A 21,004-nucleotide genomic window follows, 5' to 3' on the forward strand; every position below is an offset into this window, starting at 1 on the left:
GGGCGTTACCGTGATCCCCTGCTTGAAGGAGACCGTTACGGGACCTGCCGCCGACACGTAGTCCTTCGGGCTGGCATAAGCGCCTTTGGTCCAAGTCTGCCCCTTGGCGGGATCCCCATAATAGCTGTCGCACTGATATGCCAATGCATGTACCTGTTCCGGCGTCATGCCGGTAAACCAATACGTTACCCACGGGTAAGACACGGAAGCGTCCATCGTTTCGCCGATAGCATCATAGAGCCAACGCATCTTTGCTACAAACTCCTGATAGGAGCCGCTTCGACGGACACTTGCAGGCTGCTCCCTGCCGGCGACGGAAACGTACCCGCCGGCATACAACTCGCCGTATGCTTTCGCCGCATCGGCAATGGCGCTGCGAATGGAAACCTTTTTGCCGGAACCGTCGTCAGCGCCGTAAGTCAAATCAAGTTTTGCCGCAGGGATTCCCGTTTTCAACACGTCTTCCATCTTTTCCGGCGCAACGGCAAAGGCCAGATGGTCAAGCTGCCAGATCATCAACTGTTCTTCAACGTCCATAACCGACGTCGTATTGTCAAAGTCGAAAACGGCATACGGACGGTTTTCTATGCGGTAATCAGGCGACGTATTCCCGTACGTTTTCAAAAACGCATTCAGTGCCGTTTTAACGCTCGGTTCAAGATGCGGGCTCGTTACTTCTTTCACCTTTACACTCGCCATAGCAACCGTATCCGCCGTCATCGCTTCAGGCGGCGCGGCCAGAACGGCAAAGCAGTTAAAGGCCATCAAAACGGAAACGGCGCAGACTGCCGCGGCAGCCTTGCAAAATACAGATTTGCGATTCATCGTAGCTGACATAAAAATCCCCTTTCTTTGTACGTAACTTTACTATTGAGTATATCGGCCATTCGTATAAAAAAAGGGATTTTTATGTCAGTTTTCTGTAAAATGAAACGACCTGCATCGCCGCTTCCTATCGGCCCGTCACCTTTGCCAAATAACCGGCGGCACGAATAATTCGCACAAAAGACGGCGGTATCTCCCGACGCCCCAACAACTGGCCGATGACCCTGCCCAGGATAACGCCCTTGTTGCTGTAAAGCCAGGCAAAATAATACACCTCCTGCTGAGCCGTGTTGCGGGGATTGACATTCCACAGCAGCCGCGGCGGGTAGTCGTGATAATTCAGATTAAGCTTGCGGCAGGCTTTTTTCAACATATCCGCCGTCGCTCTCGCATGCTCGCCGACAGCACTGTCGGTAATGGCATTGAGCAGTTTTCTTTTATCCTGCTGCAGCAAGGTCTTGACGATATCCATTTCAAAGCAGATCTCATCGGTAAAAAAAACGTATTTCTCCGCTTCCTTGTTTCCTTTAACATCGGCATCGTACAAGGACACCGTAGGTATTTTGAAATAGCGGAGCAGTTTTCTGATCTTGCTGATGGAACTTTCCCCTCTGGCATTGATCAGGCAAATGCCGTAATAATCGAAAGGAATCCCCAAGGTCTCGCCAAACAGCCGGAAACAGCCGTATTCGCTTTCTCCTTCCACGATGATGACGCTCCTTGAATAAAGCGCTTCTTTCACTTCCGGAAAATGCATGATCAGATGTTTTTCCAACTCGCCGTCAAAATGAAAGGTTGCGCCGCAGGCAGCCTGAACCGGCGAATGGGAGGCGCGGTAGAAACGGATGATATTCCGGTAGTCGTCAACCAGCGAATCCGTGGAATGGGTAACGACAAAGATCTGCCCGCGTAACCCGTCAATACCGAAAAGGCCTTTCAGCAATGCCGTAAAAACCTCGTCTTCATTATTCAGTATGCTCTTCAGATATTGCAGAACACCGCGCTGCATATACGGATGGAGATGCACTTCCGGTTCATCGAAGGAAACGAAGAGGGGTAAAAACCGACGGCCGCCGGCGTCTACGATAAGCGTATGTTCCAACGGCACGGCGCGGCTTTTCGCCATCATGTAAATCTGCGTAAGAAGCTTCAGCGCTACTAGAGAAATAAATTTGATATTGTCGGCCCGCGGCAGGTCTTCACGGCTGAAGAGATGGGAAAGGATGAAAATATCGATATAATAAGCGGAATCATAGGCTCCGACTTCTTCTTCATGTCTGATAAACTCTTTGATCTCCGGCGTCAAGGCGCCCAGATCCATTTGCCCATACGTACAGAGAAGCTCTTCCAGTTCTCGATAAACACGGGCCGGAACGTCATCTTCACAATCATGCGCCGGCTCATTGGAAACGTAACGAACACGGCGAATGCTGTCAATAGACAGTCGTTCTCCCGTCGACTCGTCATAAAGACGGGGAAAGAGTTCATCAACTCTTTTTTCAAGACGAATAATGATTTCCTGTCGATGATGCGCCGGCGAGTCGGCAAAGTATTCCGTCTCATTCTCCAAGAGTCGCAGGGAACAATAAATGACGATCGGTTTTGCCGCGTCGCGATAATCTTGTTCCGTAATTACCGCGCCGCCGCTGAGAAGTGACAAGAGCCGCAAAAATCCGCTCTTGCCGATGGCATTTTCTCCGACCAGATAATTTGCCCTTCGATGAAAAGTCATTTCCACATCTTCAAAATTGCGGTAATTTTTAATGCGCATGTATTGGATATACAAAAGATCACCTGCCTTCTTTGCCTCTTTATCTTAATGTATTCGACAAAAAAAGACGACTCCCTGCAAGAGGCGCCGTCTTTCACAAGGCGAAACAAAGCGTTTGTCAGTCCTCAGCGTTTACCCGGCCGTAGCGGTAAGCCAGGGCGGCCAATTTACCGGAATACGGTCTGTAAGCCATAGCCGATGCGAGTTGCCAGCACCAATTGCCGCCGACAATACCCGGCCTGTTCATACGAGCCTCGCTGCCGAGCGACAGTATATCCTGCAACGGCACAATGACCGTTTCGGCGCGCCGGCTGTAAAGGTATGCCAGAATCGCATCCATCAAAGCATCATCGGTAACGTCGGCGGCGCAGCCGAGAGCCTCCCGCAGACGCCGGCGACCGTTCTCATCCAAGTCATCATGATACCAACCCAAGGTCGTATTGTTGTCATGCGTTCCCGTGTAAGCCAGACAACGGGCTTCCGTATCGAAGCTGAACCGCCTGTCGGTCCGTTCCTTGCCATGGAAGTGGAGAACCCTCATTCCCGGCAAGGCCAATTCATTCTTCAACCGGCAGACATCGTCCGTAATGCTTCCCAAGTCTTCCGCAACCAACGGCAAGTCCCCGAGCCGCTGCCGTACGGCAGCAAAAAGATGTCCTCCCGGCCCTGTCCGCCATTTCCCGGCGGCAGCCGTTTTCGCACCGGCCGGAACCGACCAGTACGCGGCGAAACCGCGAAAATGATCGACGCGGATCTCGTCGACATCTGCCAAGGCCTTGGCAAAACGCCGCACCCACCATTCGTAGCCGTCAGCCGCCATCTTTTCGTAATCGTAGAGCGGATTGCCCCAAAGTTGTCCGTCGGCGCTGAAATAGTCGGGAGGTACGCCGGCAACGGCGGCGGGCCGGCCGTTTTCAGCAAGCTGAAAAAACTCTTGATGCGCCCAACAGTCGGCACTGTCATGGGCGACGAACATGGGCATATCACCTAGCACGACAATTCCTTTTTGCCGCGCATACCGATGGACATCGGCCCATTGTCTGTGGACTGCATATTGCAGCAGGCGTACGCGCGCGACGCCGGCATGCAGTTTACCGCTCCAGTATTTGACGGCGGCAGCCTGATGGCGGCGAATATCGTCCGGCCATTGCGTCCAGTCAGTTGTGCCGAAGTGATCGGCGACGGCGACAAAAACGGCGTAATCGTCAAGCCAATAGGCGTTGGCTTCACAGAACGTTTCCACGTCGCGCCGTTCCCCAGACAACGCCGAAAGGGCAGGCAAAGTCTGCAACAGCCCGTCTTTTGCCGCCTGCACGTCACCGCCGCCGGCGGCGCGTTCGTAAAAAGCAGCCAGATCCCGAGACGATATCCATCCCCAGTCCCGCAAGACCTCGAGGGAAATGAGCCGCTCGTTGACGGCAAAAGCCGAACGGCTGAAATACGGCGAATCGCCGTCAAGTGGCGGTGTCAGCGGCAGGATCTGCCATACCGATTGCTTGCCTGCTGCCAAAAAATCGACGAAAGCAAAGGCTTCCTGCCCCAACGTGCCGCTGCCGCATATTGCCGGAAGCGAAGTCGGCTGGAGCAGCACGCCGCAGCGTTTCCGCCGGCTCTCTTCTCCCCGGAGGATGACGGCGGACAGCGGCGCCAAGGTCAGGGTAAAGGCGCCGTTTACCGTTTCCACAATAAGATCGGCGCCCGTCAGTGATCGCAGCGTACCGCCGATCAGCCCGTCGGTATGAACCGTTACCGTGTGTTCTTCCCTCGTACTGCGATTGAGGGCAACGACACAAAGACCGTCAGCCGCAATATTACCGAACACATCTCTGCCGCCTTCAATGGCTCTGGCATAGACTAGCACATCGCCTGTTCCATATAGCGGCAAGTATCGGCCGGTCCGCAGGCAGGCAAGGTCGTTGCGCAGAGCCGTCAGCGTTTTTGTCCATGACAGCAGTTCCGCATCTTCCTGTCCCCAAGGATACGTCCGGCGGTTATCGGGATCTTTACCGCCCAAAAGACCGGCTTCATCACCGTAGTAAATGGACGGAACGCCGGGCAAGGTCATCTGCCAGGCCGACAGCAGGCGGAGCTTTTTCTTGGCCACCGCCGTATCGGTTTCCGTGCCGCCCAAGACGGAAAGGATGCGCTCCACGTCATGACTGCCGATGAGGTTCAGCATGGCGTAGGTGTGTTCGGGAGGATAGTTTTCCGTAAGGTGCATATATTGCGCCGCCGTTTCCGCAGCGTTGCGCACACCGTTTACGAAATCGATAAACATTCGCCGCAAGACATAGTTCATGGCGCTGTCGATATCATACCCGCAAAGGTACTCCCGTTGTTCCCCGTAGCTGATCTTATTCGACGCATCTTCCCAGACTTCGCCGATCAGCACCGCTTCCGGATCCGTTGCCTTCAACGTCTTGTAAAAATCACGCAAAAACGTCTCCGGCAATTCGTCGATAACATCGAGCCGCCAACCGCTGACGCCTTGACGGAGCCAATGTTTCAGCACGCTGTCGTCATTGCGGATAATAAAATCCAGGTAAGACGGTGCCGTCTCGTTAACGTTCGGCAGATCATCGACACCCCACCAGGATTCATATTCGTCGGGATAGTTCTTAAAGCGGTACCAGTCATAATACGGCGACGCCTGCGATTGAAACGCACCGACGCTTTCGTAGGTGCCGAAGCGGTTGAAATAGCGGCTATCGGCGCCGGTATGGCTGAAAACGCCGTCAAGAATAATGCGGATTCCCTTTGCGCCGGCGGCGGCGCAAAAGGCGGCAAATCCTTCATTGGTCCCCAAGAAAGGATCGATATTGTAATAATCGCCGGTACCGTAACGATGGTTGCTGGCACTTTCGAAAACGGGATTCAAATAAATCGCACCGATGCCCAGTTCTTGTAAATACGTGAGTTTTTCTTCCATTCCCGCCAGGTTGCCGCCGAAAAAATCATAATAAACGATGGCCCCCTTTTCATCCTTGCAGTAATAGGGGCGGTCATGCCAATCACTATGTATGACGGCGCCTTTTTTCCCTTGAAGTCGGACTGCAGGATCATGGCCGCGACAAAACCGATCGGGAAAGATCTGATAAACAATCGTGTTTTTAAACCAGTCGGGCGTTTTCATTTGCCGGTCATAAACGGTAATCTGATAAGACGGCGGCGGCTCCTTCCGAAGTTCGCCGACGCCGCCAAGATTATCGCGATTATTGCCGTAGTAGAAACGATCGCCGCCGGCTTCGATCACAAAATAATACCACAGGAGGCAACCTCGCTCCGGCACAGTCAGCATACAGCCATACCCGCTACCGTCAAAGGCCATCGGCACCAGCTTTTCACCGCCGTTACTCTGCCAAAGCCGCAGCGTCACCGTCGCCGTTTCACCGCCTTTTGCCTCCAGCCTGATACGCACCCTGCCTGCCGTCGGCACGGCGCCGAAAGGATGTCGGCAGCCGCTATTCCATGAATCATGATAAAAAAACGTATTCATAGCCATCTCCTCTTTGTAAAATCCCCTGCAGCAACAGGCCGTCGCGCAGGGGATTTTTCACAACTTCAATTTTCCGAAACCTTTTCATATAATGCGGCGTACGCGGCAGCTGAACGCTGCCAGCCGTAATCACTGGCAGCGGCATTTTTGACCAGCTGTTCCCAAATAACGGGCACCTCATAATAGCCTAACCCCTGCTTGGCCGTGCAGAGAAGTTCGTGGGCATTAAAGTTCAGAAACGACAACCCGTTTCCCTTCCCCGTATACTTATCGAAGGGAATGACCGTATCCTTCAGCCCGCCTGTCTCACGAACGATGGGAACGGTACCGTACTTCAAAGCAATAAGCTGGCTCAGGCCGCACGGTTCATAGCGCGACGGCATGAGAAAGAAGTCGGCGGCCGCATAGACTCGGTGAGCCAGCGCTTCATGGAAGAGGATGCGGACGGCCATCTTCGTCGGATGACGCTGCGCCGCCTGGCGAAAGGCATTTTCATAAGCGCTGTCACCGGTACCGACGAGAACGAATTGAATGTCTTCACTCAGCAGTTCATCAATGATACGCAAAACCAAATCCATTCCCTTATCTTCAATGAGCCTGGTGACGATGGCAAAAAGCGGCACATTCCGCTCCGGCAGACCGAGTTCCCGCTGCAGCCGCTGCTTGTTGCCGCGCTTGCCGCTTTGCAGCGTCGCCGGCGTATATTGCACGGGAATGAATTCGTCATTCTCCGGATTGTACATATCCTCATCAAGACCGTTGATAATCCCGGTCAGACGCGCCTTGCAAGTACGGATATAACTGTCAAGCCGTTCTCCGAAATAAGGATACGTGATTTCTTCGGCATACGTCGGGCTGACCGTCGTGATCTGGTCAGCATAGACCATGCCCGACTTCATGTAATTTACCGCGCCGTCACATTCCAGTTTGCCGCCGCTGAAAAGCGCATACGGCAGACCGATCACATCATTCATGACAAAGGGATCAAAGATCCCTTGATATTTCAAATTGTGGATGGTGTAAATAACCTTCATTTGCACATAAAAGGGATCGTGAATAAAATCTTCCTTCAAGAACGCACCCAGCAGCCCCGTATGCCAATCATTACAATGAACGACATCCGGCTTGAAGCCGATTTTCGGCAACATCGCCAACACGGCGCGACAAAAATAAGCGAATCGTTCAGCGTCGTCGCCGAATCCGTACAGCTTATCACGCTTGAAATATTGCTCATTATCAATAAAGTAAAATCTTACGCCGTCTTTCCTGATTTCTTCGACACCGTAATAAAGCTGACGCCACGCAAGATTGACTGTGCCTGTCGTGACTTCCTTCATTTCCTTCAGCCATGTTTCACCGATCTGACTGTACTTGGGAATAACGACGCGAACATCCATTCCCCTGGCAGCCAACGATTTGGGCAGCGCCCCCATTACGTCGGCAAGGCCGCCGGTCTTGACAAACGGCACGGCTTCTGATGCTGCAAGTAGTACTTTCATCATACGCTTTCTCCCCTCTGTACCTTGTCTGCGGCAGCATCTTTAGTGGGAATCTGCCGTTTTTCCCTTTTTCCCGCGGGCCGCAACATTTTTTTGCGAACTTGCGGTTTTTCCCCGCCGCCGGGGAGACGCGGACTTTGCCGCCTCCCCTTTTCCGACTTGCGTCTCTGTCGCCTTTCTCGATGTCCGCATGCGCCCTGACGCCGTTCGCTTCGTCCGCCCCCCGCCGCTAAGGGCTGCCTGCTCCTTTTTTTCTCCCCCGTCCTCCTTCAGCTTCAGATAAATCGTCGCCAAAGGCGGCAGCGTCAGTGCCAGCGATTGTTTCATGCCGTGCAGCGCAATGGGGTCCGTATCGAACGCACCTTTATTGAGGACATTGGACCCGCCGAAACGATCGGCGTCACTGTTAAAGACCTCGACATAGGTACCGGCCTGCGGCACGCCGATGCGATACGCCTGCCGCACAACAGGCGTAAAATTGCAGAGAACGACAGTCAGCCCCGCTTCGTCGCCGGCTCTGTAAAAAGCAACGGCGCTGTTATCGCAATCATCACAGCTGATCCAGGAAAATCCGTCCCAATCGCAATCCTCTTCCCATAGTTCACGGTTGTCCAAATAATAGGCGTTCAATTCCCGCACGTAATCGTGCATGCCTTTATGCATGGGATATTCCAAGAGATGCCAATCGAGACTGTCGTCATATTTCCATTCTATAAACTGCCCGTAATCGCTGCCCATAAAGAGAAGCTTTTTGCCAGGATGCGCCATCCAATACCCGTAGAATGCGCGAAGTCCGGCGAATTTTCGCCAATAATCTCCCGGCATTTTATCCAAAAGCGACTTCTTGCCGTGCACAACTTCATCATGGGACAAGGGCAGGATAAAATTTTCGGAAAAGGCATAGCAAAGAGAAAAAGTGATCAGGTTATGGTTTTCCTTGCGGAAAAGCGGATCGAGCGACATGTATTGCAGCATATCGTTCATCCAGCCCATATTCCACTTATAGTTAAATCCCAAACCACCTACTTCGACCGGTTTCGTGACCAGCGGCCAGGCGGAAGATTCCTCGGCAATCATCAACGCGTGCGGATATTCTTTAAATACGGCCGTATTCAACTGCCGCAGAAAAGCGACGGCTTCCAAATTCTCCCGACCGCCATACTTATTGGCCTGCCAGCCGCCGTCTTTATGACCGTAGTCCAAGTAAAGCATGTTGGCTACGGCATCGATGCGGAGACCGTCGATGTGAAATTGGGAAAACCAGAATAATGCGCTCGAAATCAGGAATGACCGCACTTCAGTCCGGCCGTAATCAAAATTCATCGTATCCCATTCCCGATTTTCCGCCAGCGTCTGATTGCCCGACTCATAGCAAGGTTCGCCGTCAAAATGCCGCAAGCCGTGTTCGTCACGGCAAAAATGGCCGGGAACCCAATCAAGAATAACGCCGATACCGCTGCGGTGGCAGGAATCGATGAGATACATCAGTTCTTCCGGAGTACCGTAACGGCTCGTCGCGGAAAAATACCCCGTCGCCTGATACCCCCAGGACCCGTCGTAGGGATATTCGCAGAGAGGCAGGATTTCAATATGTGTATAATGCATATTGCTGACGTAGGCGACCAGCTGTTCCGCCAGCTCACGGTACGTCAACATGCCGCCGTCCGCATTGCGGCGCCATGAACCGAGATGCACCTCGTACGTCAACATCGGCCGCTTGTATGAATCATACGTACTGCGGCTTTCAAGCCATTTTTTATCATGCCATGTATAATGAAGCTTGGTCAGTTTTGAAGCCGTATTCGGGCGCACCTCCGAAGCAAAGGCATAAGGGTCGCTCTTCAAAACAACTTGCCCGTCCTTCGTCGTCACGGCATATTTATAGATATCGCCTTCCTGAAGTCCTTCAAGATAAGCGATCCAAATACCGTTCCCCTGCTCACTGCGAACCATCGGCGATGCGGCCGGATCCCAGTTGTTAAAATCGCCGACAACGCTGACCTGCGCCGCATGCGGCGCCCAAAGAGCGAAACGAACGCACCCTTTGTGCTTCAAAACCGTAAAATGGGCGCCAAAGAGGCGATAACTGCTGTAATTCGTCCCTTGATGATAGAGATAGGTACTATACGCATCAACAGCACTGATTTTCATTGTCTGGTCTCCTTATGAATCAAACCTTCACACCCTGAATATGCCAAATGTCGGCGGCATATTGCCGAATCGTCCTGTCGCTGGAAAAATACCCCGATTGAGCGATGTTGACGGCGCTGGAATGCAGCCAGCTCCGTCGATTTTTGTACCGGCGCACGATCTCCCGTTGTCCGCCGCAATAGGCTTCAAAATCCTTAAGCACGAAATATTCGTCGTTTCGATCAAGAAGAGATTCGTAAAGCATACCGAAGATCTCATGGTCCCCGATGGAACCGTTAATAAGGGAATCCATCACCTTCCGTATGTTTTCATCGCTGCTGTACACTTCCCAAGACGAATATCCGCCATGAATATAGTAATTCATGACCGCGTCGGCCCGAAGTCCGAAAATGACGCAGTTCTCATCGCCGACACGACGGCGGATCTCTATATTGGCGCCATCCATCGTGCCCAAGGTAAGAGCGCCGTTCATCATGAATTTCATATTTCCCGTCCCCGACGCTTCTTTGCCGGCAGTGGAGATCTGTTCGCTCACATCGGCTGCCGGGAAAAGAATCTGCCCGAGAGAAACATTATAGTTTTCGAGAAACATGACGCGCAGCATCTTGCTGATGCGTCGGTCGTCATTGATCATACGGGACACGATGCTGATCAGGCGAATCGTCTGCTTGGCTTCATCGTAGCTGGCTGCAGCCTTACCGCCGAAGAAATAGGTCCGCGGCGCGATAACAAGAGACGGATCGTCTTTCAGACGACGGTAAAGATGCAGAATATGCAGAATATTCAAAAGCTGACGCTTATAGAGGTGAATCCGCTTGATCTGTACGTCAAAAATCGAATCGACATCGACAGATACCCCATATTGCTTCAACAAATAGCTGCCCAGAATACGCTTCCGCTCCCGTTTGACCCCGTCCAAACGCTCAAGGAAAGAAGCGTCGTTACAATAGGCCATCAACTCCTCCAGCCGTTCGGGGCTGCCGTGCCAATCCGTACCGATCGTATCATCAAGGAGCGCCGCCAGTTGCGGATTAGCCTGTATCAGCCAGCGGCGGTGGGAAATGCCGTTCGTCTTATTGCCGAAACGTGACGGAAAGCAAGTATAAAGTTGATGCAGCGTTGAATCCTTCAAAATCTGCGAGTGAATTTCGGCCACACCGTTCGTGCTGTGACTCCCCAAGACGGCCAAATGCGCCATGTGAACTTGACCGCCCCAGAGGACCGCCACATCACGCGCCTTTCCCTCATCGCCCGGGTAAAGAGTCCGAACCTTCTTCAGCCAGCGCTCGTTCAGTTCTTCAAGGATCAAATAGATGCGCGGCAACAGTGATTTGAACATGGGAATGGACCAACGTTCCAAGGCTTCCGGCAAAACGGTATGATTCGTATAGGCCACGGTGCGTACCGTAATCTGCCAGGCCTGATTCCACGAAAGCCCTTCTTCATCCATAAAAATTCGCATCAGTTCAGGAATAACAAGAGCCGGGTGCGTATCATTGATATGGATGCCCATATAATCGGCAAAAGCGGTAAGTGGCGCTTTGTATTTCTTTTTATAATGGCGGATAATACTCTGAACTCCGGCGGACACCATAAAATATTCCTGCATCAGGCGCAACCGCCGTCCGTCTTCCGTACTGTCATCGGGGTAAAGAAAGCGGGAAATGCGTTGCACGCTGTCTTTGTACAGAAAGGCCTGATGGCGGTCGCCTAAGGATAATTCGCGATACACATCGTCGCGGGAATATTCTGCGCGCCAGAGCCGGAGCGTATTGACCGTGTTATTGCGATAACCGATAATCGGCACATCGTACGGCACGGCGCGAACGTAGGACGCGCCTTCATAGACGCATTCCAATTCGCCGTTGTCGGCAGGACGCATATAGGCATTGCCGCAAAAAGCGACATGAACGGCCTTATCAGCCCGTTTTACTTCCCAGGGAAACCCGTTGACCAGCCAATTATCCGGCAATTCTACTTGATAATCGTCAACCATTTTCTGTTTGAAAAGGCCGTATTGATACCGCAAACTGCAGCCGTGCCCCGGCATTTGCAGCGCCGCCAACGAATCGATAAAGCAAGCCGCCAATCTGCCGAGACCGCCGTTACCGAGACCGGGATCCCGTTCTTCCGGCAGGATATCCGCCAATTCCCAGCCCAGATCCCGCAGCCCTTCCCGGCAAACGGCTTCCCCGTCAACGCCGATCAGGTTCGATTCCAACAACCGGCCTAAAAGGAATTCGATGGAAAAATAATAAATTTGTTTCGTCTTTTTTTCAACATAGGCCTTATTCGTCCGTATCCAATTGTCACTTACCAAATCGCGGACCATGTACGCTATGATCTGATATACCTCGCTGCGTGTCAGATCGTGGAGTTCCTTATCATAGAGTATGCCTGCCTTTTTAGTAAACGCCGACTTGAATTCTTCCTTTGTATGCCATGTTTTCATTTCTCTTTCCAATCCCCTTTTTAAATGACCCTGCATTTGCCGATGCACATCGGATGCCCCTGGGTTCCCGACAGCGTCGCTTCAGGCTGAATAAGGGCATCTTTATCGCAGATGACATAATCCATTTGCGCATCGTCGCCGATAACGGAATGCTGCATGATGATACTGTTGCGAACGACAGCATTCCTGCCGATATGAACCTTGCGGAAAATGATGGAATTTTCCACGCGCCCTTCGATGATGCAGCCGTTGGCTACCAAAGAATGGCAAACCGAAGATTCTTCCATGTACTTTGCAGGCGTTACGTCCTTGATCTTTGTATAAATATGCCGTTGATACTGCTGAAACATCTTCCACCACGTATCGTGATCCAGCAGATCCATATTCACCTGGTAATACGATTCAATGGAACTGACCCGTTTGGCATACCCCTCGTAAGGATAGCCGAAAACACGAAGTCTGTCGATATTTCGCTGTAAAACATCGCTGATAAAGTAATGATATCCTTTACCGTAGGCCTTGCGAATACATTGCTGGAATACGGCGGAATCGATCAAAATGCCGCGCTGATACATATTATCACCGGCGGCAACGGCAGCTTTGGCATAAATACCGACGACCTTATTTTGTTCATTGACCTGAAGGACATGGGCCTCTCCGTTGAAAGCTTCCCGCTGTTTCTGATAGATCATGGTCACGTCGGCATTATGATGACGATGAAAATGCAGGACTTCATCATAATCGATATTCTGGACCATATCGCCGCCGGTCAGCAATATATACGGTTTCGACGAATGTGAAACAAAAAGCAGATTCTTATAATAAAGCCGAATATCTCCTTCCACCGGATTATTTACATCTTCCCAATCTACAGGCAAATAGAAAAGTCCGTCCCCTTTACGGGCCAATCCCCACTCTCTGCCGGAGCGGACATGATCCAGAATGGAACGTGCCTGGAGCGGCAGCAAAATGCCGACATTGTTGATCCCCGCATTAACCAGATTGGAAAGGGTAAAGTCGATAAGGCGAAACTTTCCTCCTATCGGCACCGTAGCCAACGGACGTTCTTCATTCAATTCCCGCAACGAACTGTCACTTTCCAAATTGATCAAGCCTATCATATCGCTGCTCATGCTTCCGCTCCCCCTTTACACGTTTTCTTCGCCTCTTCTTTTCTGCCCATAACCGCAACGGAGCCGTCTTCATTGTGAATAACGGCATTCTTGTAAATCGTGCAGCGCTCGCCGATGATCGCCTTGTCGACGACGGCGTTTTCCTGCACGACCGTTCCGGGCATAATGACGGAATTGGTTATGCGCGCACCTTTGCCGATAACGACATTATAGAAAATAACGGAATTGACGACGGCGCCGAAAACGGAGGAGCCTTCGGCAATCAATGAACTCTTAACGCTGCCTTCCGGTCCGATGAAATGAGGCGGCAGATTCTGATTGCCGGAATAAATGCGCCAATGAGGATCGTTCAAATTGAGCAGCGGTTCGTCGGCAAGAAGGTCCATATTGGCTTGCCAGAGACTGTCGATCGTGCCGACATCCTTCCAGTATCCTTCAAAGGGATAGGCGTAAAGCTCCACGTTATCCGCCAACATGGCCGGAATGACATTTTTGCCGAAATCATGTTCCGACTCTTTATTTCTCGCATCGGCAGTCAAATATTTCTTCAAAACATTGCGGTTGAAAATATAAATTCCCATGGAAGCCAAATTGCTTTCCGGTTTTTGCGGCTTCTCCTGAAACTTGTGGATCTGCATATCGTCGGCAGCGACCATGATGCCGAAACGATTCGCTTCATCCCACGGAACGCGAATCGTGCCGATCGTGACGGCAGCGCCGTGCTTTTTGTGAAAAGCCAGCATCTTCGCATAATCCATTGAATAAATATGATCACCGGAAAGGATCAACACGTAATCGTCGCCGATCATGTCAATGAAATTCATATTTTGATAAATGGCGTCGGCAGTGCCGCTGTACCAGCCCGAGCCGTTATCGCTCGTATATGGCGGCAGAACGAAGGTGCCGCCGCCGTCCGAATCCAGGTCCCACGAGCCGCCGTTGCCGACGTACCAATTCAATTCCAGCGGCTGATACTGCGTCAAAATACCGACAGTGTGAATTCCCGAATGGCGGCAATTGCTGAGAGGAAAATCAATAATCCGGTACTTACCGCCAAACAGCAGACCCGGCTTTGCCTGATCTTTCGTCAATGCGCCCAGACGGCTGCCTTTACCGCCGGCAAGAATCATTGCCAAACAATTTGATTTCTTCATAGCATATCCTCCTTTGCGAAAGGATGTCCGGCATGATTCAGGATACATGTACCAACACTGCTGACACCTCAAACAATCCGGCTCCATACTTTAGAATCAATAATTATATTTATTATACGACATCATACGTAAAAAGCCTACAGCACAACGGCACATGAAATTAATAATATTTTCTCTTTTCTTTTTCCAATAACAAAAAAAGCCTTTTTTACCGTAAAGTAAAAGGCTTTTCTCTCTATTTCCTAATAGTTTTTCCTTCTGCGCTCTTTGTAATAATCTCGTAAGGAATAAACTCCACTCGCAACGGCACGGCAGCCAAAATTTCTCTTACCAGCGGCGCCGTATCCCGTGTCGTTCTGACAAAACCGATACCGGCTCTGCCGTCCCAGGCCGTAACGACACCGAGATGTGCGAACCCCTCCATCAGTCTCGTCACCAACGTCATGGCAGCCGGATCGACGCGGAAATATACCCAATCTTTGTCAAGCACGCCTCTTCACCTCACCGTCGCATCATAGCCTGCGCCTGAAGGGGCTCATCAATATAAATACCGATTTCTTCCTGGGGATGCGGCGCGGCGGCGACAGGATTTCCGGCGGCGTCTTCCATTCTTTCGATCCGATGTGTAATGACAGGTCCTTTCGGCTGCAAAAACTCCACTTCATCACCGACTTTGAAATGATTCCGCTGTTCTACGTAGGCAATCTTCCGCAACGGATCATACCGCTTTACCAATCCGATAAAATCATAGGTCTGCATAGTCCCGGAACTGCCGTATACCTGATCGGCCGCTGTCGGTCTGGAAACGGAAAAGCCTTTCGTGTACGGCCGGTGAGAAATTTTTTCCAGTTCCGCAAGCCAGGCCGGATCGACACGGTAATGATCCGGATCCGCTTCGTAAGCATCAATCGCGTCACGGTATACTTTGACGACAGTGGCCACATAGTGGACACTCTTCATGCGGCCCTCTATTTTCAAACTGCTCAGCCCGGCAGCGTAAAGTTCGGGAAGGTACGGCAACAGGCAGAGATCTTTAGAATTGAAGATATACGTGCCCCGCTCATCTTCAACAACGGGAAAATACCTTCCCGGCCGCTTTTCTTCGACGACATTGTAGGTGAAACGACAGCACTGCACACACTCTCCGCGATTGGAATCCCGATCATTGTCCGTAAAATAGTTGCTCAACAAACAGCGCCCTGAATACGAAATGCACATGGCGCCGTGAACAAAGCCCTCCAAAGCTATGGGAACGCTGTCATGAATCTTTTTGACATCTGCCAGAGAAATCTCTCTGGCAACTACGATGCGCTCGGCGCCGTGATCGTGCCAGAACTTTGCCGCGGCCCAATTAGTCGTATTAGCCTGCGTAGAAATATGAATCGCCATATCAGGAATAAGCTGACGGGCCATCATGAACACGCCGGCATCGGCAACCAATACGGCGTCAACGTCAATCTCCTGCAAATATCGCAAATAGTCGGGTAAATCATCCAAATCATCATTATGCGGAAAAATATTGACGGTCACATAAATTTTCTTGTCACGTTCATGGGCATATAAAACGGCCTCTTTCAGTTCATCTCGTGAAAAATTATCGCTGAAAGCACGCAGGCCGAAAGAGGTACCCCCTAAATACACGGCATCTGCGCCATATAAAAAAGCCGCCTTCAATTTATCCATATTACCTGCCGGCGCAAGTAATTCCATTTTTCCCATCCCCCTATCCTTTCCAGCGGGAAACGGTCAGACCGTCTCCATTTTCAAATACGACGCTTTGGAAACAGCGTTCATCACTAATGAGCTCCATGTATTCGCGAAGCCGCAAAACGGCCGTCCTGTGCTTATGCGGCAAAACGCCTTCCATATATACCATGTCATGGTAACGGATATTGTCGGCAACGACGATGGCCTGCGGCGACAGCTTCGGCAACAGCAGGCGAAGCTGCCGCACATACTGTCCTTTCGGTCCGTCAAGAAAGACGAAATCCCAAGGTCCGTCCAGTTCTTCCGCCAACGTGGTCCCGTCGCCATGGATGACATCAATGACAACGGCATACGGAGAGCGCCCGATATACGTTTTAGCCAGCTGCACGCGTTCAGCATCGCATTCAATCGTCGTGATGGTTCCGCCGCGACCCAACCGGGAAGCCAACAGCAACGCCGAATACCCGATGGCGGTGCCGATTTCCAAGACCCGACGCGGCGCAGCCGAAGCCGTAATCCGCCGCAACAACTCCACCTCGGCAGTACGCAGGATGGGGATGGCGTTGGCTGCGGCATATGTTTCCATTTCCTTCAGCAATCGTTTCATGGCATATATTGGTGAATATTTTTCATATGATCTTCATAGGTCATGGCAAAATAGTTATGCCCCTGTGCGTCGGCAACAAAATACATATAACTCGTCTCCGGCGCTTTCAAGATACTTTCCATACTCTTTTCACCGGGATTGCCGATCGGCCCCGGCGGCAGTCCTGCATGCAGATACGTATTGTACGGTGAATCGTATTCAATTTCATCCAGATCATAGGCAGATTTATGAGTACCTGTGGCATAGGAAACGCTGGCATCGGACTGCAGCTTCATTTGCGCTTGAAGCCGGTTTTGAAATACTGAGGCGATCAGCAGCCGGTCATCATCGAATTTAGCCTCTTTTTCAACCAACGAGGCTAAGGTGACGAATTGATAGATGGACATCCCCTTATCGGCAATCCCCTTTTTCATTTCCTGCGTCAAATGTTTATCAAAATTATCGAGCATCATTTTGACGAGATCATCGGCCGTATCCGAATTATGAATGAAATAGGTGTCGGGAAAAAGGAATCCTTCCGTTTTGACGCTGACCTGACGATTTCCCTCCATATACGCATAAAGATGGTCCGACCGGTTTGCGGCGGCAAGAAAGTCAGCTTCCGAAATGATCCCCAGCCGGTCAACCTCTTTTGCTATCTGACGCGCCGTATAGCCTTCGGGAATGACCAGGCGCGCCGCTTCTGATTTGCCGCTTTCCAGCTTTGAGATAATTTCGTACAGACTCATATGAGACCGGATCGTATATTCCCCTTGTTTAAGCGCCTGCCCCTGTCCTGTTGCGGTAACGATAAACCGAAACCAGGTAGGACTGACAATCAATTCCTCATCATGAAGCTCGGCGGCAATATCCGCCGCCGTCATCTGCTCCCGGACCTGGACATACGCTTCCCTATCAGGCAGCCAGAAAGTCGGCACGAAACAACTGGTTCCTAAAAGGAAAATACAACAGGCGCACACGCAAAAAAGCCCTTGTAGAAATAGTTTCTTTTTCAAGGGTTTCGATCCTTCACTGCCTATTTGGTTTTCAGCGTCTTTTTTTTGCTCCACATGCGCTACATCATCTTTTTGTTTAATATCCATTTCTTCATTATACAAGAAAAGCCTGTAAAAGAAAAGGCTCAGCGCCCTTCTTTTACAGGCTTCCAGATCATGAATTTTTATCGCTGTGCTGAGGACACATCAGCTCTCTGATTTCATTAAGACGTTCCGAGGAGATTCCTGTTGACGCCGACATGTCAGCCAAGAATTGCTGCGGATCGGGGCGATTTCTGTCATCTGTATCCGTCCGCGCCGACATATTTTCCGCACGCTTCGTGAAGAATGCGTTCAACGCCTCCGCTTCCTGTTGCGTTATTTTTCCCTGTTCAACCAATTTGTCCATAGCCGCCTTGGGATTATCGTGGCCACGCCCATGCCGCGGTCTGAACACTTCTTTCAGCGTGCTTTCGGAAATCCCCGTCTTATTCGGCAAAGAATCAAAAAACGCTTTCCGTTCACTGCGCTGTTTTGCCGAAAATTCTTTCAACGCCGCCTTCAGCTTCTCCCCTTGTTCACTCGTCAGCTTTCCTGCCGTGACCATATTGTCAATATGTTTATCCTTATCGACCTGATGCGCCATATTTTCTCGCGGCGCTCCCATCATAGGCGGCGCCGGCGGGTTATCCGTATCGGCGGCAAAAGAAGATGTAAACGGCACGGCTGCCAAAACGGCAACGGCGGCACCGGCCAACAGTGTGGCGGAAAACTTTCTTTCTATGTTTTGAATTCCTCTCATGATACTCAACTCCTTTTCCTTTGATGCCTATTACTATACACAAAAGATGTTACAGCTTCATATCATAAGCGTTACAGGTCATCATAAAAACAGCTTCAGTTTGTTTGCCACGTACGGCTGTGCTGCGCCGCTTCTTCCGCATCCAATACGGCTTGGGCCTGTTTTTCTTCCTCATATTTCGCCAATGCCGCCTGCCTCGCCTGTTCCAGCTGAGGGTTGATCTTTACGGGAGCAGTGCCCGCCTGCCCCTGCTTCAACTGTGCTTCGGCAGCCTGCTTCTTGGCTGCCTCGATCGCCTTAACGGCATTATTGTAATTCTCCTGAAGACGGTTCAATTCACGCTGCCGCATGCGCTGCCGCTGCTGCGCTTCCAAGACGACATCCGGTTGATCGTGAACATCTACATACACTTCAAACAATCGATTCCAAGGAAATGTCACCTGAATCGTCCTGGGATCAACGCCCAGGTAATCTTCGGCATATCGCTGTACCTGCATCTGCGTCAAGCTCTGCAGCTCGCCCATAACGGTCGGATAATACCGCCGGATCTGATTGCCTTCGATCTTCTGTTTCATTCGTGTCGTATAGTCGCGGACATTGGCCTGATAGGCCCAATTGTCCAAATATTGTGTCGTCAGCATCTGGGCGTGGCGCTCCGGCGTCATATAGCGTGCCAGAATCCCCTGTGACAAGCCGTAACCGACGGAATTGCTAGCCGTGTTCCAGCCGTTATAGCCGGCCAATCGATACAGCATTTTGTCCTTGTACAAGCCATAGACCAAGGTATTGTCGGAACCGTTGGAAAAAGCCATATCGACGAGGCTGACCGGAATATTATCGGCAACGGCGCTCTCTATTTGCTGAAGGAACGCTTTCGTAGATTCCAACATAATCGGGAAATTCTCAAAACTTGCCGATTCTCCTGTCGATGTCGTCAGCGGTGTATTGACAGCCAGCAGCAGATCAGGCCGCCCCGTTGTCGTAAGCGTACCGCCGACGGCCTCAATATGAGCGGCAATCGTCTTACCGATCGCCTGCCCGTCATAGCTGGGAACAGTCTTTTCGGCCCCGCCGAGAGGGTAAATAACGGCAACTTTCGGATGATACTGATTAAAATCGTTATTGGCCCGCGTGATCAGGAGCAACCCCAGTTGATCGGCTCCCGGGAAGGAACCGAAAACCTTCTTGGGCACTTCTTTCCCCGCCATCTCCAGATATTTCGCTTCCAACGAAGACTGCGTATGGGCGGAGTTGTCATCGTGCCCGAGACTGTAGTATGCAAACACGCCTTTTTTCGCGTCCTCAATGAGCCGATGATTAATCGCCATATTTTTATTGCGGCGATTAAACCAGTCCTGCAAATATTCCAACGGCACACGCCGCATGATGGCAAACCAATTGCTTCTCTCTTCCGGATTCAGCCCTTCTTCATCGAGCTTGTTTTGCAAACCTGCCAACTCATAAATATCGCTGCCGAACTTTAGATAATAATCTGGCTCAACGCCTTTGCCGCCGGCCCAGGGGCTGCGCATGACCGTGCTGAAGGCATATATGGGCACAGACCCGTACCGTTCATGTATCGCTTCTACCGCCTTCAACCGGCTTTCAAGGACCGCCATCGACAAATTATGCTTTCGCGAATCGACCAGTCCGCCGTAAACCAGCGAGTCGATCGACAGGACCATCGCGTCGGCTTCGCCTGCATGGGTATTTACCCAATTCAGCAAGTCTTCAGGCGAGCCCTGAAAATTCGCTCCGGAAAGATATTTTTCCGGCGGCGTGATCACCGTATACCCGGCATCGGTCGCCGTGGAAACGGTATAAGCGTAATCGACGGGACGGTTGTCCTGCGGCACATAGAGAATCGTCTTACTGCAAGCCACGGGACCTACTGACAAAAGAACGGACATAACGGCGCAACTGATAAACTTATGTACTGAATTCAATCTTTCACCTCCGAAGAGATGCATGATACCATCTCTTTCAAAGCCTAACATCACATATTTCTCTAATAAGCAGGCAGTTTACCTTACTGCCGTCCGCCTCAGCATATCGGCAAGGTTATTCTCGGAACTGCTGTATTCGGATGTACAAAATCCACTGCGAGGCAGCGCTAAAACGCCTTATGCGAAAAGCATTCCTTTCCGTAAACAGCATACCACAAAAAAGGAGCTACCGTCCATCTATCGGCAACGATTTACCCGGCGCCTATAAGAAAAATGGCTGAAAAGGATTTTACGCCGGCAGAAAGACAAGAACATGATTCGAACCGGGGCAGAGAAACGCTTTTTCCGCCTGTCTCGTTTCTCCGTCATTTACAAGTTGCCTTTCGTTCCGCCTTTCCTTCAACACATTAGCTGCCATGCGTTTGAATACGGCTGCGACAGACTCATCGGATAGCCCTATCTTTGTATACCGCAACACGACGTTCTG

13 protein-coding genes and 1 pseudogene are annotated in these 21,004 nt (G+C 51.2%); all 14 read right to left on the bottom strand.

The window, feature by feature from the left end:
* A pseudogene (locus tag HMPREF1250_RS01965) lies at positions 1 to 837 on the bottom strand (hypothetical protein); the annotation flags it as partial.
* A 115-nt stretch (positions 838 to 952) separates the two neighbouring features.
* Positions 953 to 2,611, bottom strand: coding sequence for an ATP-dependent nuclease (locus HMPREF1250_RS01970; RefSeq protein WP_023052972.1), 1,659 nt, complete (start codon positions 2,609 to 2,611; stop codon positions 953 to 955).
* Positions 2,612 to 2,714: 103 nt separating this feature from the next.
* Complete coding sequence (gene malQ / locus HMPREF1250_RS01975) at positions 2,715 to 6,092, bottom strand: 4-alpha-glucanotransferase (RefSeq protein ID WP_023053055.1); 3,378 nt, start codon at positions 6,090 to 6,092, stop codon at positions 2,715 to 2,717.
* 65 nt (positions 6,093 to 6,157) lie between these two features.
* Complete coding sequence (gene glgA, locus HMPREF1250_RS01980; RefSeq protein WP_023053081.1) at positions 6,158 to 7,594, bottom strand: glycogen synthase GlgA; 1,437 nt, start codon at positions 7,592 to 7,594, stop codon at positions 6,158 to 6,160.
* Positions 7,595 to 7,633: 39 nt separating this feature from the next.
* The gene (glgB, locus tag HMPREF1250_RS01985) at positions 7,634 to 9,742 is read right to left on the bottom strand and encodes a 1,4-alpha-glucan branching protein GlgB (protein WP_023053054.1); all 2,109 of its coding nucleotides are present in this window, start codon (positions 9,740 to 9,742) and stop codon (positions 7,634 to 7,636) included.
* 19 nt (positions 9,743 to 9,761) lie between these two features.
* On the bottom strand, positions 9,762 to 12,194 hold the full coding sequence (locus HMPREF1250_RS01990) for a glycogen/starch/alpha-glucan phosphorylase (RefSeq protein ID WP_036242365.1): 2,433 nt from the start codon (positions 12,192 to 12,194) through the stop codon (positions 9,762 to 9,764).
* Between the two features lie 20 nt (positions 12,195 to 12,214).
* Positions 12,215 to 13,327, bottom strand: a complete 1,113-nt coding sequence (gene glgD / locus HMPREF1250_RS01995; protein ID WP_023053040.1) for a glucose-1-phosphate adenylyltransferase subunit GlgD — start codon at positions 13,325 to 13,327, stop codon at positions 12,215 to 12,217.
* Positions 13,324 to 14,481 (bottom strand): glucose-1-phosphate adenylyltransferase, encoded by a 1,158-nt coding sequence (locus HMPREF1250_RS02000; RefSeq protein WP_023052953.1) that lies wholly within the window; start codon positions 14,479 to 14,481, stop codon positions 13,324 to 13,326. The genes glgD and HMPREF1250_RS02000 overlap by 4 nt, the downstream gene beginning before the upstream one ends.
* A gap of 235 nt (positions 14,482 to 14,716) precedes the next feature.
* The gene (locus HMPREF1250_RS02005; RefSeq protein WP_023053029.1) at positions 14,717 to 14,971 is read right to left on the bottom strand and encodes a DUF4911 domain-containing protein; all 255 of its coding nucleotides are present in this window, start codon (positions 14,969 to 14,971) and stop codon (positions 14,717 to 14,719) included.
* A gap of 11 nt (positions 14,972 to 14,982) precedes the next feature.
* Positions 14,983 to 16,191, bottom strand: a complete 1,209-nt coding sequence (locus tag HMPREF1250_RS02010; protein WP_036242368.1) for a peptidase U32 family protein — start codon at positions 16,189 to 16,191, stop codon at positions 14,983 to 14,985.
* 13 nt (positions 16,192 to 16,204) lie between these two features.
* Positions 16,205 to 16,774 carry an O-methyltransferase gene (locus HMPREF1250_RS02015; protein ID WP_231391266.1) on the bottom strand — a complete coding sequence of 190 codons (570 nt, stop codon included), beginning with the start codon at positions 16,772 to 16,774 and terminating at the stop codon, positions 16,205 to 16,207.
* 17 nt (positions 16,775 to 16,791) lie between these two features.
* Positions 16,792 to 17,877, bottom strand: coding sequence for an endolytic transglycosylase MltG (gene mltG, locus HMPREF1250_RS02020; protein ID WP_081696479.1), 1,086 nt, complete (start codon positions 17,875 to 17,877; stop codon positions 16,792 to 16,794).
* A 67-nt stretch (positions 17,878 to 17,944) separates the two neighbouring features.
* On the bottom strand, positions 17,945 to 18,571 hold the full coding sequence (locus HMPREF1250_RS02025) for a hypothetical protein (RefSeq protein ID WP_023052930.1): 627 nt from the start codon (positions 18,569 to 18,571) through the stop codon (positions 17,945 to 17,947).
* A gap of 95 nt (positions 18,572 to 18,666) precedes the next feature.
* Positions 18,667 to 20,481 (bottom strand): DUF4127 family protein, encoded by a 1,815-nt coding sequence (locus HMPREF1250_RS02030; RefSeq protein WP_419177269.1) that lies wholly within the window; start codon positions 20,479 to 20,481, stop codon positions 18,667 to 18,669.
* Between the last annotated feature and the right edge of the window lie 523 nt (positions 20,482 to 21,004).

The organism is Megasphaera vaginalis (ex Srinivasan et al. 2021), from assembly GCF_000478965.1.
In the GTDB taxonomy this organism is placed as follows: Bacteria; Bacillota; Negativicutes; order Veillonellales; family Megasphaeraceae; genus Megasphaera; species Megasphaera vaginalis.

What these genes read in the sequence shown, in the direction of transcription:
- HMPREF1250_RS01990 (WP_036242365.1), bottom strand. Translation starts at nt 12,194, where the DNA reads ATGAAAACATGGCATACAAAGGAAGAATTCAAGTCGGCGTTTACTAAA.
- HMPREF1250_RS02010 (WP_036242368.1), bottom strand. Translation starts at nt 16,191, where the DNA reads ATGGAATTACTTGCGCCGGCAGGTAATATGGATAAATTGAAGGCGGCT.
- glgA (WP_023053081.1), bottom strand. Translation starts at nt 7,594, where the DNA reads ATGATGAAAGTACTACTTGCAGCATCAGAAGCCGTGCCGTTTGTCAAG.
- glgD (WP_023053040.1), bottom strand. Translation starts at nt 13,327, where the DNA reads ATGAGCAGCGATATGATAGGCTTGATCAATTTGGAAAGTGACAGTTCG.
- HMPREF1250_RS02015 (WP_231391266.1), bottom strand. Translation starts at nt 16,774, where the DNA reads ATGGAAACATATGCCGCAGCCAACGCCATCCCCATCCTGCGTACTGCC.
- HMPREF1250_RS02030 (WP_419177269.1), bottom strand. Translation starts at nt 20,481, where the DNA reads ATGTCCGTTCTTTTGTCAGTAGGTCCCGTGGCTTGCAGTAAGACGATT.
- malQ (WP_023053055.1), bottom strand. Translation starts at nt 6,092, where the DNA reads ATGAATACGTTTTTTTATCATGATTCATGGAATAGCGGCTGCCGACAT.
- HMPREF1250_RS02025 (WP_023052930.1), bottom strand. Translation starts at nt 18,571, where the DNA reads ATGAGAGGAATTCAAAACATAGAAAGAAAGTTTTCCGCCACACTGTTG.
- glgB (WP_023053054.1), bottom strand. Translation starts at nt 9,742, where the DNA reads ATGAAAATCAGTGCTGTTGATGCGTATAGTACCTATCTCTATCATCAA.
- HMPREF1250_RS02000 (WP_023052953.1), bottom strand. Translation starts at nt 14,481, where the DNA reads ATGAAGAAATCAAATTGTTTGGCAATGATTCTTGCCGGCGGTAAAGGC.
- mltG (WP_081696479.1), bottom strand. Translation starts at nt 17,877, where the DNA reads ATGGATATTAAACAAAAAGATGATGTAGCGCATGTGGAGCAAAAAAAA.